Source organism: Mucilaginibacter sp. CAU 1740 (assembly GCF_039839285.1).
Lineage (GTDB): Bacteria > Bacteroidota > Bacteroidia > Sphingobacteriales > Sphingobacteriaceae > Mucilaginibacter.
The window spans coordinates 162339-178924 of the sequence record NZ_JBDOQS010000003.1 but is presented as its reverse complement, the minus strand read 5'-3'; the positions used below and the strand labels follow the sequence as shown (position 1 = coordinate 178924).

The following is a 16586-nucleotide window of genomic DNA, read 5'->3' as shown; positions in this document are numbered from 1 at the left end:
TCATCATAAAAAATAATTAAAATGAAAACATTAGGATACATATTGGTAGTAATAGGCATAATTGCCTTGTTAGATGCTTGCCACATAGGCGGCAGGCACACCGTAATTGTTGAAAACGCCAACGGAAAAGAGCGCAGGATAGAATACCGTGGCTACACTTACTTTACGCCGGATAGCACGGCAATAAGCCGTATTTCTCCCAATGGAACCATGATATACAAAACCAACGACCTGGAGATCCAGGCCGAGAGCGACCATGCGGGCAAAATTACCTATCAGTTTAATGGCGGCGAAAAGCATACCGATTTAGATAACAACGAGAAAGTATCATTAGCTCGCGCTGTTAAGGATATGATGAAGGTGGAGCATGGTACTAAATAGAGTGCTGCTACGGTCGAGAAAAGTAGAAGGCTTCGGGCTGCAAAGAAACAACAAAGCTAAAATCCCCTCTTTGCGCAGCAGAGAGGGGGGACAAACGTAGCGAAGTCGGGGTGAGTAGCCGCCGCCGTTATTTTATCCGCACATAAACGCTGTTAAAGCCATCAGCAATAAAAATGTCATCAAAGTACAGGCTATCATGTCTCACCACATAAGCTACCTGTGTTGAGTTTGTTTCTATCTTAAGCAGATCAACAGCAGGCATGGATGCATCATACTTGTAATTTTTGCTGATATGGTAGTTGGATTGTAAAAGCAGTTTGTCGTTCTGGTAATCTTTAAATACGCTATCGGCCCCAAATTCAAAGCGGTAAGTATAACCATCGGTTTGAGGCGTAACAGTAGTGCCGCCAATACCGCCTACCGATTTTACCCAACGCCATTTACCTACTATACTGGGATTGCCGGGGCCGGGATCATTGTTTTTTGTACAGGCGCTGATGCTGCACAGTATGGCAGCGATAAGTATTAATACTATTTTTTTCATGATTATAGGTTTATATCATACTTTACGCAAAGGCATAAGGCTTTGCTACAGCAGGTTATAAAATAATTTTAGCTGCATGCGCTTGTGTATTCAGCAAAATTCTTTGTATCATTAAAGCATGATTATTGTAATACAATGCCAGGATAAGGTAGGCCTTGTAGCGGCCATTGCGTCAACATTGGCCAAGCACCTGCTTAATATAGTTTCCATGCGAGAGCATGTTGATCATAACGAAAATGTTTTTTTTACCCGTTTAGATGTGGAAGACGGCGATACAACCGGAGTGGAGGAGTCATTACGTAAGATACTACCCGATGGCGCTTACATAGCTGTAAACCCCGAGCCGGTAAAAAAGGTAGTGGTACTGGCCACCAAAGAGTATCATTGTTTAAGCGATATCCTGATCCGTAATCATTTTGGTACCCTGGGTGCAAGCGTACAGTGTGTTATTGCCAATCACGATAAACTCAAAGATATCTGTGCGCGTTTTGATATTCCCTTTTATTACATCAGTCATGAAGGTTTGGATAAGGCTGATTTTGAAGAGCAGGTAATCGGTGCCATTAAACAATACCCGCACGATTATGTAGTGCTTGCCAAATACATGCGCATCCTGTCGCCTCGGTTTGTGGCCGAGTTCCCGAAAAAGATCATCAACATTCATCACTCATTTTTACCGGCTTTTATTGGTGCCAACCCATATAAACAGGCCTTTGAGCGCGGTGTTAAGCTGATAGGTGCCACGGCGCACTATGTATCCGACGAATTGGACGAAGGTCCGATCATCGCGCAGCAAATTGTTCCGGTAAACCATTCATACAGCTGGAAGGATATGGTAAAAGCCGGTCAGGAAGTTGAAACATCAGTACTGGCCAAAGCCCTGAAGCTGGTTTTTGAGGATAGGGTGTTTGTACACAAGAACAAAACGGTGGTGTTTGGGTAGAGGTTATAAGTGCCTTAAAAAAAGCAGGGAAAAGTGCGATTCCCTCCCTTGGGAGGGTGTAGGGAGGGGTTTCTTAAGCGGCTTTTCTATAAGCTGGGCATATAAACCCCTCCCTGCCACAACACTTACCAGCGCCCCCCTCCCTTGGGAGGGAATTGAAAAAAAATCCCCATAAATGATAATGGTGAGCCATAAAATGACCCACCATACCAGAGATTTAGTTGATTGATTAACTAAGATCGTTATATAATTACTCCACAATAAGTGTAGCAATTGAATGCGGCAATGCGGTTGTGTTTGCCGCTTTTCCTTTTATCCAAAGGCTGTAATCTATTTTTTCGTCGGTTTTGTTCATCACTACTACGGCAACTGAGCCATCTGGGTTTTGATAGGCGGTGGTTAAGAGTTTATCGCGACTGGCTACAGCTGCAATGCGTTTTGCGCCCGGGTGAATGTATTTAGAGAAATGACCGATGTAATAGTATGAGCTGGTGTAGATAAGGCTACCGTTGCGCAGATCGGCATGTATAGGCGCGAAACAGAAGTTACCAACGTGGTTTGGCCCGCCTTTTTCATCAAGCAGTACGTTCCAATCTGTCCAGGCTACAGTGCCAGCGTTAAAATCGTTGATCATTGATAAGCCATAACGCTCACCAAGCGACCAGTCATTGATCTTATTAAAATCAAATTTCTCGATACAACCCTCAGTAAATACAAGGTTTTTACCCGGGAATGCTTCGTGCGTGCGGCGGGTTGCCTCAAAGTTTTGACCGGCACCTGTCCATGTTTCATACCAATGGAAACCGATACCCCAGATGTATTTGGCAGCAGCCGGATCTTCCAAAATAGTGCTTGCACGTTGGTAAAGCAGATCACGGTTATGGTCCCAAACAATCAGTTTTTTGCTGGCTAAGCCTTGTTTTTGCAAGGTTGGGCCTAAAAAGTTTTTAACAAAGTCGCGCTCTTCTTCGGCAGTGTACATACACGATTCCCAGGTTTGTTTAGCCATAGGTTCGTTTTGTACCGATAGGCCCCAAACAGGGATACCTTCTTTTTCGTAAGCCTTAATGAATTTTACGTAGAAGTTTGCCCAGCTTTGGTCAAACTCTTTTTTAAGCTTGCCGCCGTGCAATACATCGTTATTATCTTTCATAAAAGCCGGAGGGCTCCATGGCGATACAAACAAGGTTAATTTACCACCAGCAGCAGCTGTAGCTGCTTTAATAAATGGAATGCGGTAAGTTTTATCGTGGCTGATATCAAATGTTTTCAGCTCTTTATCACCTTCTTTAACATAGCTGTAGCTCCCGCTCGAGAAATCGCAGCTTTGGATATTGGTGCGGCCGAAAGCGTAACCGATACCCTTGGTTTTATCATAATAAGCGGTTAAAAACTCTTTTTGCTTATCTTTTGGCAATTTGGCAAAGGTCTCGGCCGAGGCATCAGTTAGCGCGCCGCCAATACCTATCATGGTTTGGAAGGTTTTAGCCGGATCAACAAAAATGGCTACTTCGGTTTCGGCAGGTTGCGGTTTTGCAGCAAACTTAAGGGTTTCAGTTTCCTTAAATTTGTAACCGGCATTTTGCTCAGATACGATCACCTTAACAGATTTATTGGCAACTGAATAAGCTGCTTTGGTTTGCGCACCGGCAAAGCCAACCCTCAATAATCCGCCCGCAATGAAACAGGCAATTAAATACTTTTTTTGCATGGTTTAAATAAATAGGCTTTCCGGCTTGGTTATCAGCCTGGACTATGGCTAACCGGAGTTTTCAAATTTATTAAACTTAATTAAAAAAAAGCAAAAAGTGCAATATAAATTATTCACTAACCGTAGCCTGTATGTAAAAATGATACGCATTAATACCAATTCAATTTTTTATTTAAATATTTGATTTTGAGTTTTTTATGTTGATTTTATTTTTGAAGTTCCTTTATTTTGATGCGCTAAAATGCATTGAAAATAATAGTGTATTTGTTACACGGAAGGCGTTGGCATAGTGTAAAATGTACATCAGTATCAAAACCGGCTATTTGCACGAAAAACTTTGCATTGTAGCGCCTTTGGATATTTTGGTAATTAATGGTTGATTTATAACGCTATGCTTAGTGTAACGTTTGTGCAACGCGCATCAAAATGCTAACTTCGCGCCATGTATCAGCTCATCAAACCCATCCTGTTTAAGTTCGACCCCGAAAATGTGCATTACTTTGTTACCCGTAACCTGAAACGCTTTAACCGTTTTCCGGGTGGTAAAGGTTTGAGTAAGGCGATATGGGATGTTGAAAGCCCAAAATTGGAGCGCGAGGTATTCGGCCTTAAATTCAGAAACCCGGTTGGCCTTGCTGCCGGTTTTGATAAAAATGCCGAAATGATGGGCGAGATGGCTAACCTCGGTTTTGGTTTTGTGGAGATAGGTACGGTAACCCCATTGCCGCAACCAGGTAATGATAAGCCCCGCATGTTCCGCCTGCCGCAGGATAGCGCTCTGATCAATCGGATGGGCTTCAATAATTTCGGCGTAGATGTAGCTGCTGAGCGCATAGCCGCTTTCCGCCGCGACCCGAAGAATGCCAACAAAAAACTGATCATCGGTGGTAACATCGGTAAAAATAAAGTAACCCCTAACGAGGATGCTGTAAGCGATTACATCAAATGCTTTGACCGTTTGTTTGATGTGGTTGATTATTTTGTGGTGAACGTAAGTTCGCCAAATACACCGGGTTTGCGTGCCCTGCAGGAGAAAGGCCCCCTAATGGAGATCCTGAACACCCTGCAGCAACGCAATAGCAAAAATGGCATCAGTAGGCCTATCCTGCTTAAAATAGCCCCCGATCTGACAGATTCGCAGCTGGATGATATTGTAGAGATCGTTCAGGAAACGGGTATAGCAGGATTAATTGCTACCAATACTACCATTAGTAGGGATAACCTGGCATCGCCATCGAAACTAAAAGATGAAATGGGTGGTTTGAGCGGTAAGCCGGTAACTAAACGTTCAACCGAAGTAATAGCTTATCTACATAAAAAATCAAATGGCTCGTTCCCTATTATTGGGGTGGGAGGGATCCACTCGGCCGAGGATGCTTTGGAGAAGCTGGAAGCTGGAGCTTCATTGGTACAATTATATACAGGCTTTATTTATGAAGGGCCTGGATTGATTGGTAGGATTAATAAGGCGTTATTGAATCGTTGATTTAGATGACTGCTTTGAATGCGCTGATTTGATTCTTTTCTGATTATCTGTCCGTGTCTCCACGGACAGATAGATATAAAGTGGGTAAGGAAACATGTGCGCAGGCTTCATGCCCATTGTTCAATCTCAAAAAATCATCGTTTATACTGCGTCGTCATCGCATATCGGCCAAATATCTCGTCCACGTTTTGAAATTTCAGTTTTTTATCCTGTATCAGGGTTACCACTTCTGGCGCATCGGCAAAGGCCTTACTTAATACCTCTATGTAATTTCTTTTACTAAGTTCGAAGGTTGTGCCGCCATCTGCATACATCAGGATCGGATTTACCGACGGATCTATCCCGGAGCCTGGCTTCCACGAAATATTATTGCTTACCCCGCCCGAACTACCAGGTCCACTGTTAATGACCATTGATGGTCCCGATCCGAAGTGGTTAAATTTGTATTTATAATAAAAGCGCATAACAGGTGTAGCCAGCCTGAGTTTGGCGAAATATTTTCTGTTAACTTTATTATCCTCGGTCATTACGGTAAGGCTGTCGTCATTTGTTACCACAGCGCTTACTTGTTCTATTTTTATTTTTTCAGAAAGAGGCCCGGGTTGAGCCTTGAAAAAGAACCAATCGTTAAAGGCGTTCAATTTGATGGTACCGGTAAACTTTTTACCATCATTATCAAAATAATAACCAGGAACGTAGCGAGTAGAAGTTTGGGCTTTTGCGGATAAGGTAAGTATCGTTAATGATAATAGCAGAAACGTTTTGTACATAAGGTTTTGAAAATTACGCCATAAATATAACATGAATCATGTTAACACAAAAAGACTATTAGGTTAAGATAGCTGAGAAAATAATTTTAAATGTGTTGGCGTATAGGTAGAAATCAATGTAATTGCCCAAATTCAACGCTCAACAAAAAAGTCCCGCCGGAAACCGACAGGACTTTTAATTTCTTTCCTTAAGATGGAGATTATTTACCCAATGCGATATCTAAAGCTGCATTGTTTTTCGCGATCTGGCTGTGTTTTGACTCAGCAGAACGGCTTCCGTATTCAAGGTTAGTAGCCAGTTTGAGGAACTGAACTTCTAAACGTGAGAAAGTTTTGTTTCTCCTATCTTTTCTTTTTAAACGAGTAACGCCCATTGTCTTTTATTTTAAATTTTTTTAACCCTGAGGTCGGAAGCGGATTCGAACCGCTGTAAAAGGTTTTGCAGACCTCTGCCTAGCCACTCGGCCATCCGACCCTCTTTTTAAGGACTGCAAAGATAGTAATTATTTTTAGCGAACAAATTTATTTCAACGAATTTCGCTTAATTTCTGAACAAAATATGGCCGTGGCTATCGCTACGTTGAGCGATTCGGCCTGCCCAACGCGCGGAATAGTTATTTTTTTATTGATAAGTGCCTGTATATCGGGGCGTAAGCCGTTGCCTTCATTTCCCATGGCCAATAAACCCTCGTTGCCAAAATTTGTGCTGTACATATTTTCGCCATCAAGCATCGCCCCAAATATCGGCAGCTTTATTTGCGGTAGGGTAGTGGCCAGATCTGTATAATGTACATTTACCCTGGCCAGCGAGCCCATGGTGGCCTGTACTACTTTAGAGTTATAAACATCAACAGTATCTTCCGAACAAATGATATCGGTAATGCCAAACCAATCGGCAGTGCGGATAATAGTGCCCATATTGCCGGGATCCTGCACGCCATCAAGCACCAGCGAAAACCTGTTTTTTAACGTGTTATAATTTAAAGATGGCCAAATTGGCATTTTTACCAAACCAATTACCTCTTGCGGGGTTTTCAAACTGCTGATCTTTTCCAAATCGGCCAATGAAATCTCCTGAAAGTTTATTTTTCGGGATAAATTCAGCAATTTTGGGACGATTGCGGCGGTATGGTAAATGGTATCAACCTGGTATGCAGTGTTAACAAATTCAATAACCGATTTGTGGCCTTCTACCAAAAATAAGCCATGCTCTTTTCTGAATTTTTTATGTTGTAAGGATTTTAATAAACTGATCTGTGATTTTGAAAGCATACTCCAAGCCCGTTATTTTCCGCCTTACAATATTAAGTATTTTGCTGGTTATTATCGGGTCGGGCTGTAGTCTTACCAGAGGGATCAATAAAGATCAGGCGCTGGTACGCAAAATTACCATTAAGGGTGTTGATAAAGAATTTGCTGATGTGGCTGTAAATTATGTAGATAAGGAACAGCAGCCAAACAACGCGCTTAACCTGCAACTTTATTATACATTTAGTAAAAAAGGTAAACGCGATATAGGTGAGGCCCCGGCTATTTTAGATAGCAACCTGGTTGAGTATTCGCGTTTTCAGATAGAAAAGTATATCCAAAACCGCGGTTATCTTAAAGCAAAAGTTACCGATAGCATAGCCATCAAAAAGCAAAAGGCCGAATTGATATTTAATGTGCAGGAAGGCCCGATGTTCCGCATCCGCAAGTTTACAGATAGTATTGCCGACCATAACCTGCGGGCATTATACAATCTTCACAGAAACAAGATGACGCATATCCAGCCGGGTGGGCGTTTTGATACCGATAGTCTGGCGCATGATAGGGATGAATTTTATATGCTGGCCAAGCGCGATGGTTTTTTCGACTTTTATCGCCAGTACATCAATTTTACATACGACACTACGTTTAACCGTAGCGTGGTGGATGTTAAAATGACTGTTGATAACCCTCCGGGCAAAAAAAATCACATTGTTTATTACGTTAACAATACGGTTATTACTATTGCCAACAGCAACGGTCGTACTACCGGTAAGGTTGATACCCTACGCACCGACTCGCAGTTTACGTTTGTTGATTATTCCAAACGGTTTTCGCCAAGGGTAGTTACCGATTTTATTTTTCAGAAAAAGAACGCGCGTTACAATATCGACCTGCAAACTATTACCACTGCCCGGTTATCCGAATTAAATGTTTTCAGGAATGTGCCCAATCCAACCTATCAAAAAATAAACGATAGTACCGACAGGCTAAATTCGCGGATTGATATAGTGCCCTTAAAGCGCATGAGCGACCGTGTGGAAGGTGAGGTGCTGTTTAGCGGCGGGCGCTTTGGTTACAACATCGGCAATACATTTACCGATAGGAACCTGTTTAAACAAGCCGCCATATTGCAACTAAAAGCCAATTGGAGTATCCTGTTTGATAACGGGAACGATGTGGGTACCGATCATAGCATTATCCAAAACCAGGAGCTTAGGTTGGGCGCGCAGCTAACTTACCCGCGCCTATTGTTGCCGTTTAAGTTTCCGTTGCTGGGTAAATTCGCGGTGCCACACACTACGTTCTCGTCAAATTACTCGTTATTCTACCAAAAAGACCTCGTTAAACGCGAAAGTTTTATCAACTCCTTTAGCTGGGATTTCTCGGAAACTACCAAAAAAACGCACATCATCACTCCAATCAATATCGAGTTTTCGCGGGGTATAATTGATCCTATAGCGCGGGATACTTTGTTGGCTAAAAACCGCTACTCGTATATCTACCTTATCGGGCGTACAACGTTCACTACCGGTAGCCAATACACCTTCCAGGTTAACGCTGCCAAACTTAACGGGTATGAAGATTTTACCTATTTCAGGAGTAGTTTGGATTTAGGCGGTAACCTTTTAAATCTGGTAGCTAACCTAACCAACGCCCGTAAAGATACACTTGGGCAGCGCCAGCTATTTGGTTACACGTTTTCGCAATATACCAAGGTAGAACTTGACCTGCGCCTTTACCGTAATTTTGGTAACGAAAAGCAATTCATCATCAGGTTTAACCCGGGTATAGGCATACCATATGGTAACAGTACCCAGCTGATATTTGAGAAAAACTTTTATACAGGTGGTGCCAACGATATCAGGGCATGGCTGCCACGTACGCTTGGCCCAGGGCAATTTAATCGCGGCGCGTACTATGGCTCGGATTCAACAACGCGTAACCGCTTAAAATACCTCGATCAGTTTGGTGAGGTTAAGTTTGTTACCAATGCCGAGTATCGTTATAAACTGGCCGATAACTTTTTTGGCGCTAAGCTAAAAGGCGCTTTCTTTTTAGATGCCGGTAACGTATGGCGCTTGCATAAGCAAAGTGATAACCCTAACGGCGAGTTCAGGCTTAACAACCTTTGGCAATCTACCGCTATGGGTATTGGTACAGGCGTGCGGTTTGACTTAAGCTTCTTCGTATTCAGGCTTGATGCGGCCTTTAAATTTAAAGACCCTCAATTTAGCGGCAGCGACCAATGGGTGCTCTTTAATCACGCCGGCGAATTGTTTAGCAGAGGATCATTCAAAACCAACTACCGAAAAACGAACGGCGAAGAATACAACTTTATGCAGCTGAACTTTGGTATAGGAATGCCGTTTTAGAAAGCTAAAAGCTTAAGGCCTTAAGCAAAAAGCAAAGAACAAAAAAGCCGAAGGTAAAGTATTAAAACTTTGAACCGTCGGCTTTTTGCTTTAAGCCAACAAAAATGCTTTTGGCCTTAAGCCTTCGGCTTTTAGCTTCTCCCTAAAACATATTCTTCAACCCATCAATAATGCTTTCGAAAAACGTTGGGATGCTTAGGCCATTGTGGTAGTTAAAATACAGGAAGATACAGAAGATCACTACCGCGATAATTATAAACCGCTTAAACATATAGGCCAGTAATACCAACAATAGGGGAATAGCAACCAACAAAATCCAGCTGATATGAAAAGGGCTTAGTTTGCTATCGTGTTTGTATATGTAGTATAGTATGGCATGGGTACCGCTATCGTTCATGTGTTTGGCATACAAAAAGCTTGAGCGATCGAGTTTATGGCGATAGAAGGCGGTGCCTTTGTCAAATTTAAGTTCTTCGGTAAAGCCGTTCATTACAAAGGTGAATACGCCGTTCACGTTTTCTTGTATCACACCGGCAGTATCCGTTGCAACTACAGCAACTTCATCAACGGCAAAGGGGTTTTCCTTTATTACAAAATGGTTTATGGCTACTTTATCGGCAAAGGCAAGGCTGTGAACTGCCGAGATCAAACAAAAAATAAGTAGAAACTTTTTCATGGGTTGGATAAAAAGATCTTTATCGGTGTTGTAAATATCTGCAATAAAAATAGTGTTTTTTATCGCTATCGGTTAAGGAAATATATACTGGCGTTAAGTACCGTGGCAAAGCTTACCCAAACAAGGTAAGGAGCCAGCAACCATGCGGCTACCTTGTTGAATTTGCCAAACCAGTTAATATTAACAATAATGCTTACCCACAACAAGGTAATCACAACCAACGCGCCCATTATTTGATGCATGCCAAAAAATACCATCGACCATGAAAAATTGAGTATCAGCTGCACAAAATAAACTGAACGGGCAATGATATACGCCGGCTTTTTACTCCGGTGTTTCCAAACCAGGTAGGCAGCGGTAGCTATCATTATATAAATAGCCGACCAAACCGGCCCAAATAACCACGGTGGTGGATTAAAAGATGGCTTTTTAAGCGTACTGTACCAACCGGCAATTTCTGGCCGGGTAACTAATGAGGCAGTTATACCTATGCCAAATACAATAAGCAGGTTAATGAAATATGGCAAAAACTGAAAGCGTTTTGTAGATACGGGTGCGGGCATAATGTATTGTTGAACCGGTAAAACGATGATAAGTTTTACGGTATAGCTAAATGTTAAAAATAGGTATTATCCCCGTTAAACAGAAGGGATGCCACTATTATGCAATAATTGTGATAAGCTATATTGGTTGTGGCGGCTAAATGTTAGTTTAGCTGCCATGATAAAAGCATACAGGTTATTTACAGGAGAAGACGGCCATTCGCATATTGAAAAGGGTAGGGTTGAGTTAGGGCCGCTAAGTGAGGCGCTGGCTGTCAGGTTCCAGGAATCAGAGCCTCATGCTTTTTACGATTGGCATAACGCCCCTGTTGAGCAGTATGTGATAACACTCACCGGCACGCTTGAGTTTGAAACTTATCCCGGCGAGAAGTTTATCCTGAAACCCGGCGAGATCTTGATCGCTCAGGATACTACCGGCACCGCCCACCAATGGAAACTGATTGATGATGAACCATGGAAACGGGTGTATGTTAGCTATGATCCGGCAAAGCCTATAAATTTTGTCGCGGATAAGTAAAAGAAATTAAAAAACAATCTGCCGCGGGTTTAGCGCAGCGTAACCCGTGGCAGTTGTTTTTTGTAATATTCCTTTCACAAATGCCGATACTAAACCCAACAAAGTTTCAATAACTGAGGTAAATCTGTAAATTCGGCAAATACCTTTACAAACCTCAGATGAAAAATACCGAACAAAACTATCGTCGCCAGTTTTTAAAAAAAGCCGCTGTGGGTACCATTGCTTCTATGGGCATCCCGTCTATCGTTTCATCGGCCTTAGCCAGCGAAATGCCGGCAAAAAAAATAGCTTTTAACCAGGGCGACGTAGTGCTTTTTCAAGGCGACTCGATAACCGATTGGGGCCGCGATCATAACAAAACCGAACCCAATACTACCAGTGCCTTAGGCTCGGGATATGCATTAATTACGGCTTCGCAACTGCTGCTTAAACATGCGGATAAAGGATTAAAGATCTACAACAAAGGCATCAGCGGTAATAAAGTTTACCAATTGGCCGAGCGCTGGGATACTGATTGTTTAGCACTTAAACCAAATGTATTAAGCATCCACATAGGCGTTAATGATTTTTGGCACACCCTAACCGGCGGCTACACCGGTACAATTGATACTTACATTGCCGATTATAAAAAGCTGCTTACCCGCACCAAAGAGGCTTTGCCCGATATTAAACTGGTGATCTGCGAGCCATTTGCCGAAAAAAATGTAAAAGCCGTTGATGATAAATGGTATCCAACATTTGATCTGTTCCGCAAAGCCGCGAAAGATATAGCCGCCGAGTTCGATGCCGTATTTGTGCCCTACCAATCGGCCTTTGATAAAGCCGAGCAAACTGCCCCGGCCACTTATTGGAACCTTGATGGTGTGCACCCAAGCGTAGCTGGTGAGGCACTAATGGCACAAACTTGGTTGAAAGCGGTAGGAGCATAATTGTGAAAGCTATCGTAATATTATTTCTGCTGACCGGTTTGTGGAATAGCGCACCGCCCAAAGATATTGCCGGTAAATGGCAGGTTGACAATGTTGACCTTTCGGGAGAGCACATGAACCTTTCTGGGCAGCAAAAGGAGATGATGATCAAGAAAATTAAATCAATGTTTGCTAATGCTGTATTTGATTTTAATGCCGATCATCATTTTTACTTATCGCCCAATGTGGCAACTATGCCCAAAGGCGATTGGGAATATAACCCCGACCAAGGTATCATCCGCATTAAAGAAGTAAATAAAGCGAGCACAATTATGCTGATCAAGGTAGCTGAAAAAGATGGTAGTACAGTGTTTGAAATGGCCGAGACTCAGCTGGTTTTAAAGGTTCACAGAAAATCTTGATAAAGGATACTGAGTCATTTTTATTATCATGACCTCATTATTCGGTATTAGCTGGTGAGCCTTGAGCTTTCGGCCTTCGGCTTTAAGCTCAAAAAACGTATCTTTGCGCGTAAATGATTGCTATAAATAACCTTACGTTCGAGATTGGTGCGCGGGCCCTATATGATGAAGCTAACTGGCATATTAAACCCGGTGAAAAAATTGGGTTAATTGGTGCCAACGGTACTGGTAAAACTACCCTTTTAAAAATTATTGTAGGCGATTATAAGCCTACTTCCGGAACAATATCCATGGCTAAGGACCTTACCATGGGTTACCTTAACCAGGATCTGCTCTCTTACTCATCTGATAAAAACATTGTACACGTGGCCATGGAAGCCTTTGAGCGCCAAAACCAGCTGCACGATGAGATCGAGAACCTGCTTAAAAAGCTGGAAACGGATTATAGCGAAGAATTATTAAATAAACTAAGCGACAAGCAACACGAGTTTGAACTGCTTGACGGTTATAATATCGAATACAAAGCCCACGAGATCCTGGCCGGTTTAGGTTTTAGCGATGATGATTGCAAACGCAAGCTAAGCACCTTTTCGGGTGGATGGCGGATGCGTGTAATGCTGGCCAAAATTCTGTTACAGGCACCAGATATCCTGTTGCTGGATGAGCCTACCAACCACCTTGACTTACCATCTATCCAATGGCTGGAAGATTATCTGAAAGCCTTCACCGGTGCTATCATCATTGTATCGCACGATAGGTGGTTTTTGGATAAGGTGATCAACCGTACGGTTGAATCGCGCAAAGGTAAGCTGACCGTTTATGCGGGTAACTACACTTTCTATCTGGAAGAAAAAGCGCTGCGTGAAGAAATTCAGCGCGGCGAGTTTAAAAACCAGCAATCAAAAATTAAACAGGAAGAACGTTTGATCGAGCGTTTCCGTGCCAAAGCCTCTAAGGCAAAAATGGCGCAGTCGCGGATCAAGATGCTGGATAGAATGGAGCGGATTGATGATGTGGATGATGATAACCCAACAGTTAACTTCGCGTTCCGTTTCAGCAAGCAATCGGGCAGGCACGTGGTAACGTTGGAGGATATCGTAAAAAAATACCCTGCAATTGATATTTTAAATGGTGGTGAAGCAGTAATTGAAAAAGGTGATAAAATTGCCCTGATAGGTGCCAACGGTAAAGGTAAATCAACCTTGCTGCGTATCATCGCTAATGCCGATAAAGACTTTACAGGTACAATGACCACTGGCCATAACGTAAGTACAACGTTCTTTGCCCAGCACCAGTTAGAATCATTACACCTCGAAAACCAGATATTACAAGAACTGCAATCATTTGCTCCTAAACATACCGATACCGAATTGCGTACCATTTTAGGTTCGTTTTTGTTTACCGGCGATGATGTGTTCAAAAAGATCAAGGTACTATCGGGTGGTGAAAAATCTCGTGTGGCTTTGGCTAAAGCGCTTACGGCCGATGCCAACTTCCTGATACTGGATGAGCCTACCAACCACCTGGATATGCAATCGGTTAATATCCTGATCCAGGCGTTGGAACAGTATGAAGGTACTTTTATCGTGGTTTCGCACGACAGGTATTTTCTGGATAATGTGGCCAACAAGATCTGGTTTATTGAAGATCAGAAGATCAAAATTTACCCGGGTACTTATGCCGAGTTTGACGAATGGAACGCCAAACGCAAACTGGAGCCAAAAGCAGCAGCCCCTGCACCTCAGCCTAAAAAGGAAGAGAAAAAGCCTGAGCCGGTTAAACAGCAACAAGGCGAAAACAGGCATCAGCAACTCAAAAAACTAAACCAGGACCTTGCCAAAATGGAGCAGCAAATTACCGACCTTGAAAAAGAGGTTAAACAATTTGAAGCCCAGCTGGCCGATGAAAAAATATACAGCGACGGTGCCAAACTGAAGCAAACCAATGCAGCCTACAGCGCCAAACAAACCGAACTGAAACAAGTTCAGGACAAGTGGGAGGCGTTGGCCGAGCAAATTTTGGAATTGGAATCGTAATCCCCACCCAACCCTCCCCTAAAGGGAGAGGGCTTTAAGAAGCATAGTTTAAACAAAAAGTCGCTATTGTATTACAATGGCGACTTTTTTATATTGCCTCACCGAACTTTACCTAACATTATTACATGATTAATCAATATCGAGGCATTGTTATCGCTATTCTCATATTCAGTTGCGTTATTTTGGTTGGTATAGGCCATGGAGGTGTGCCAATTATAATGATAGAAGTTGGACTCCCATTTTTGAAAGAGTTAAAATTTTCTTTTGACCCAACTGATAGTTTTAAAGATACAATTGCAGCAGGTGCTTTGTTCCTGTTAATAGGGCAGTTGCTGTTGTTTATAAGTACGCACAAACTGAATTTGTTAATGCGGCTTATTGCAATAAGTATAATGTGGATTGGGTTTTATTATCTTGTACATAATATATTCGCTAATGAAGGTTCTGGATTTACTTTTGCAACCGGCTCACCCTTTTTAATATTATCAATGGTATTGTTTAGCTTTGACATAAGGCAATATTTGCAGCGGAATAAAACAGATAGCGATTTAGAATGAAATTGATACGATTATTTTTGAGTATGGTTATCTTTACCATACTCGTCCAACAAAGCTTCGCTCAATCACCCTATAACAACAACGTTTACTCATCGGCCATAAAAAGCGTTGAGTTTTACAATACCAGCAAGCAAGGTGCTTTTCCTTTGATCAATTTAGGATCGGATGAAAAGGTTTTGTTAACTTTTGATGATCTGCGTGGCGGTAGCCGAAATTATTATTATACCATTGAGCATTGCGATGCCAACTGGAACTCATCAAACCTTTCGCCTGCCGAGTACCTGCAAAATTTTACCGACGATAGGTTGTACAACTACAACTACTCTACCGGTACTATGCAAAAGTACACGCATTATGAGCTTTCGCTTCCTAACAATAATATCGCCCCTAAAATATCGGGCAACTATGTGCTGAAGGTTTATGAAGATGGCGACCAAAACAAAATAGTGTTAACCCGTAGGTTATATGTAATGGGCAAAAGGGTTTCCATCATGGCCGATCTGCTTCCTTCTCCCAACACCGCCACCCGCCAAACCAACCAGAAGGTGAATTTTACGGTTGATTATTCGGGCCTTGTGGTGCAAAATCCGGCTTATGCGTTGCGTACTTTCATTATGCAAAATGCCCGCACAGAAACGGCGGTGCTTAATGGGCAGCCTACTTACATTCGCGGTACGCAGTTAATTTATAACGATGTATCTATAAATGATTTTCCGGGTCGTAACGAGTTTAGGTTGTTTGATTTCCGTACGCTAAAACTCAACTCGCAAAGGGTAGCTAAAATCTATAAAGATTCGACTAATGTGGTGGTGTTATTGGGCGATCCGGTGCGCGACCAGCCTAACTACGTTTTTCAGTACGATAACGACGGTAAGTTTTACATTCTGAATAACGATGGCACCACACCGGCCACCGATGCCGATTATGCCCATGTGTATTTTACACTCTCAACCAATAAAGATCCTAAAGACGGTGCGCCGTACGTAGTTGGCCAATTCAACAACTACCGCCTCGACGAAACCAATAAACTACACCCGCTTGATAACGGCCGCTACACCGTAAACATGCTGCTAAAACAAGGTGTGTATGATTACGAGTACGTGTGGGTAGATGCCAAAACCGGCAAAGCCGACGATGTGCCTTTTGAAGGCAGTCACTTTGAAACTGAAAACGAATACCAGATGCTTACCTACTATCGTCCTCCGGCTGCAAGGTGGGATGAGTTGGTGGGCTTTAGGGAGTTGGAGACTAAGAGGTAACCCGAAAAAATTGTCATTTCCGATAGAGCAAGAGAGGCCAGGGCGCTGGGGCGAAAGAGAAATCTTATACGCCACGCAAAGCAGCAATGCATGCGTAAAAGCAGGGCGCAGAAGATTTCTCACTCGTTCCTCGTTTCGAAATGACATTCATTTATTAATCTCCTATCTTTACCTCAAATAACGACTGACT

At 42.6% G+C, this 16586-nt stretch carries 17 protein-coding genes and 1 tRNA gene; 10 read left to right on the top strand and 8 right to left on the bottom strand.

What is annotated here, in order from left to right:
- Positions 1 to 21 precede the first annotated feature (21 nt).
- Entirely contained in the window at positions 22 to 381 is a 360-nt protein-coding gene (locus AAFN85_RS08315) for a hypothetical protein (protein ID WP_347526671.1), read from the top strand.
- Positions 382 to 508: 127 nt separating this feature from the next.
- Here the strand turns inward: AAFN85_RS08315 and AAFN85_RS08310 are convergent, their stop codons facing one another.
- Entirely contained in the window at positions 509 to 925 is a 417-nt protein-coding gene (locus tag AAFN85_RS08310) for a hypothetical protein (protein ID WP_347526670.1), read from the bottom strand.
- Between the two features lie 118 nt (positions 926 to 1043).
- On the opposite strand from AAFN85_RS08310, the gene purU reads away from it, so the two are divergent.
- On the top strand, positions 1044 to 1868 hold the full coding sequence (gene purU / locus AAFN85_RS08305; RefSeq protein ID WP_347526669.1) for a formyltetrahydrofolate deformylase: 825 nt from the start codon (positions 1044 to 1046) through the stop codon (positions 1866 to 1868).
- 250 nt (positions 1869 to 2118) lie between these two features.
- On the opposite strand, the gene AAFN85_RS08300 is transcribed toward purU, so the two are convergent.
- A complete protein-coding gene (locus tag AAFN85_RS08300) occupies positions 2119 to 3579 on the bottom strand; it encodes a glycoside hydrolase family 30 protein (RefSeq protein ID WP_347526668.1) in 1461 nt (486 codons plus the stop codon).
- Positions 3580 to 4021: 442 nt separating this feature from the next.
- Here AAFN85_RS08300 and AAFN85_RS08295 point away from each other — a divergent pair, with 442 nt between their 5' ends.
- The gene (locus AAFN85_RS08295; protein WP_347526667.1) at positions 4022 to 5065 is read left to right on the top strand and encodes a quinone-dependent dihydroorotate dehydrogenase; all 1044 of its coding nucleotides are present in this window, start codon (positions 4022 to 4024) and stop codon (positions 5063 to 5065) included.
- Positions 5066 to 5199: 134 nt separating this feature from the next.
- Here the strand turns inward: AAFN85_RS08295 and AAFN85_RS08290 are convergent, their stop codons facing one another.
- The 4 genes from AAFN85_RS08290 to AAFN85_RS08275 all read right to left on the bottom strand — a co-directional run bounded on the left by AAFN85_RS08290 (position 5200) and on the right by AAFN85_RS08275 (position 7107).
- Entirely contained in the window at positions 5200 to 5835 is a 636-nt protein-coding gene (locus tag AAFN85_RS08290) for a hypothetical protein (RefSeq protein ID WP_347526666.1), read from the bottom strand.
- Positions 5836 to 6035: 200 nt separating this feature from the next.
- Positions 6036 to 6209 (bottom strand): spore protein, encoded by a 174-nt coding sequence (locus AAFN85_RS08285; RefSeq protein ID WP_090527770.1) that lies wholly within the window; start codon positions 6207 to 6209, stop codon positions 6036 to 6038.
- 30 nt (positions 6210 to 6239) lie between these two features.
- Positions 6240 to 6310: transfer RNA gene (locus AAFN85_RS08280), tRNA-Cys, on the bottom strand.
- Positions 6311 to 6357: 47 nt separating this feature from the next.
- Positions 6358 to 7107 (bottom strand): RNA methyltransferase, encoded by a 750-nt coding sequence (locus AAFN85_RS08275; RefSeq protein WP_347526665.1) that lies wholly within the window; start codon positions 7105 to 7107, stop codon positions 6358 to 6360.
- Here AAFN85_RS08275 and AAFN85_RS08270 point away from each other — a divergent pair.
- Entirely contained in the window at positions 7098 to 9458 is a 2361-nt protein-coding gene (locus AAFN85_RS08270) for a BamA/TamA family outer membrane protein (protein ID WP_347526664.1), read from the top strand. The two genes, AAFN85_RS08275 and AAFN85_RS08270, sit on opposite strands and share 10 nt — an antisense overlap.
- A gap of 142 nt (positions 9459 to 9600) precedes the next feature.
- Here the strand turns inward: AAFN85_RS08270 and AAFN85_RS08265 are convergent, their stop codons facing one another.
- Positions 9601 to 10134 carry a hypothetical protein gene (locus AAFN85_RS08265; RefSeq protein ID WP_347526663.1) on the bottom strand — a complete coding sequence of 178 codons (534 nt, stop codon included), beginning with the start codon at positions 10132 to 10134 and terminating at the stop codon, positions 9601 to 9603.
- A 65-nt stretch (positions 10135 to 10199) separates the two neighbouring features.
- Positions 10200 to 10697, bottom strand: coding sequence for a TspO/MBR family protein (locus tag AAFN85_RS08260; RefSeq protein WP_347526662.1), 498 nt, complete (start codon positions 10695 to 10697; stop codon positions 10200 to 10202).
- Between the two features lie 157 nt (positions 10698 to 10854).
- Between AAFN85_RS08260 and AAFN85_RS08255 the strand changes: the two genes are divergently transcribed.
- The 6 genes from AAFN85_RS08255 to AAFN85_RS08230 all read left to right on the top strand — a co-directional run bounded on the left by AAFN85_RS08255 (position 10855) and on the right by AAFN85_RS08230 (position 16396).
- Positions 10855 to 11214 carry a hypothetical protein gene (locus AAFN85_RS08255; RefSeq protein ID WP_347526660.1) on the top strand — a complete coding sequence of 120 codons (360 nt, stop codon included), beginning with the start codon at positions 10855 to 10857 and terminating at the stop codon, positions 11212 to 11214.
- Positions 11215 to 11372: 158 nt separating this feature from the next.
- A complete protein-coding gene (locus AAFN85_RS08250; protein WP_347526659.1) occupies positions 11373 to 12143 on the top strand; it encodes an SGNH/GDSL hydrolase family protein in 771 nt (256 codons plus the stop codon).
- Between the two features lie 2 nt (positions 12144 to 12145).
- Positions 12146 to 12544, top strand: a complete 399-nt coding sequence (locus AAFN85_RS08245; RefSeq protein WP_347526658.1) for a hypothetical protein — start codon at positions 12146 to 12148, stop codon at positions 12542 to 12544.
- Positions 12545 to 12657: 113 nt separating this feature from the next.
- Positions 12658 to 14580, top strand: coding sequence for a ribosomal protection-like ABC-F family protein (abc-f, locus tag AAFN85_RS08240; RefSeq protein ID WP_347526657.1), 1923 nt, complete (start codon positions 12658 to 12660; stop codon positions 14578 to 14580).
- Positions 14581 to 14705: 125 nt separating this feature from the next.
- On the top strand, positions 14706 to 15137 hold the full coding sequence (locus tag AAFN85_RS08235) for a hypothetical protein (RefSeq protein ID WP_347526655.1): 432 nt from the start codon (positions 14706 to 14708) through the stop codon (positions 15135 to 15137).
- Positions 15134 to 16396, top strand: coding sequence for a DUF5103 domain-containing protein (locus AAFN85_RS08230; RefSeq protein ID WP_347526654.1), 1263 nt, complete (start codon positions 15134 to 15136; stop codon positions 16394 to 16396). Before AAFN85_RS08235 ends, AAFN85_RS08230 begins: the two co-directional genes overlap by 4 nt.
- Positions 16397 to 16586 lie beyond the last annotated feature (190 nt).

Bases quoted from the DNA above. Each gene is read 5' to 3' on its own strand.
- AAFN85_RS08315 (WP_347526671.1), top strand. From the start codon at position 22: ATGAAAACATTAGGATACATATTGGTAGTAATAGGCATAATTGCCTTG.
- AAFN85_RS08310 (WP_347526670.1), bottom strand. From the start codon at position 925: ATGAAAAAAATAGTATTAATACTTATCGCTGCCATACTGTGCAGCATC.
- purU (WP_347526669.1), top strand. From the start codon at position 1,044: ATGATTATTGTAATACAATGCCAGGATAAGGTAGGCCTTGTAGCGGCC.
- AAFN85_RS08300 (WP_347526668.1), bottom strand. From the start codon at position 3,579: ATGCAAAAAAAGTATTTAATTGCCTGTTTCATTGCGGGCGGATTATTG.
- AAFN85_RS08295 (WP_347526667.1), top strand. From the start codon at position 4,022: ATGTATCAGCTCATCAAACCCATCCTGTTTAAGTTCGACCCCGAAAAT.
- AAFN85_RS08290 (WP_347526666.1), bottom strand. From the start codon at position 5,835: ATGTACAAAACGTTTCTGCTATTATCATTAACGATACTTACCTTATCC.
- AAFN85_RS08285 (WP_090527770.1), bottom strand. From the start codon at position 6,209: ATGGGCGTTACTCGTTTAAAAAGAAAAGATAGGAGAAACAAAACTTTC.
- AAFN85_RS08275 (WP_347526665.1), bottom strand. From the start codon at position 7,107: ATGCTTTCAAAATCACAGATCAGTTTATTAAAATCCTTACAACATAAA.
- AAFN85_RS08265 (WP_347526663.1), bottom strand. From the start codon at position 10,134: ATGAAAAAGTTTCTACTTATTTTTTGTTTGATCTCGGCAGTTCACAGC.
- AAFN85_RS08260 (WP_347526662.1), bottom strand. From the start codon at position 10,697: ATGCCCGCACCCGTATCTACAAAACGCTTTCAGTTTTTGCCATATTTC.
- AAFN85_RS08255 (WP_347526660.1), top strand. From the start codon at position 10,855: ATGATAAAAGCATACAGGTTATTTACAGGAGAAGACGGCCATTCGCAT.
- AAFN85_RS08250 (WP_347526659.1), top strand. From the start codon at position 11,373: ATGAAAAATACCGAACAAAACTATCGTCGCCAGTTTTTAAAAAAAGCC.
- abc-f (WP_347526657.1), top strand. From the start codon at position 12,658: ATGATTGCTATAAATAACCTTACGTTCGAGATTGGTGCGCGGGCCCTA.
- AAFN85_RS08235 (WP_347526655.1), top strand. From the start codon at position 14,706: ATGATTAATCAATATCGAGGCATTGTTATCGCTATTCTCATATTCAGT.
- AAFN85_RS08230 (WP_347526654.1), top strand. From the start codon at position 15,134: ATGAAATTGATACGATTATTTTTGAGTATGGTTATCTTTACCATACTC.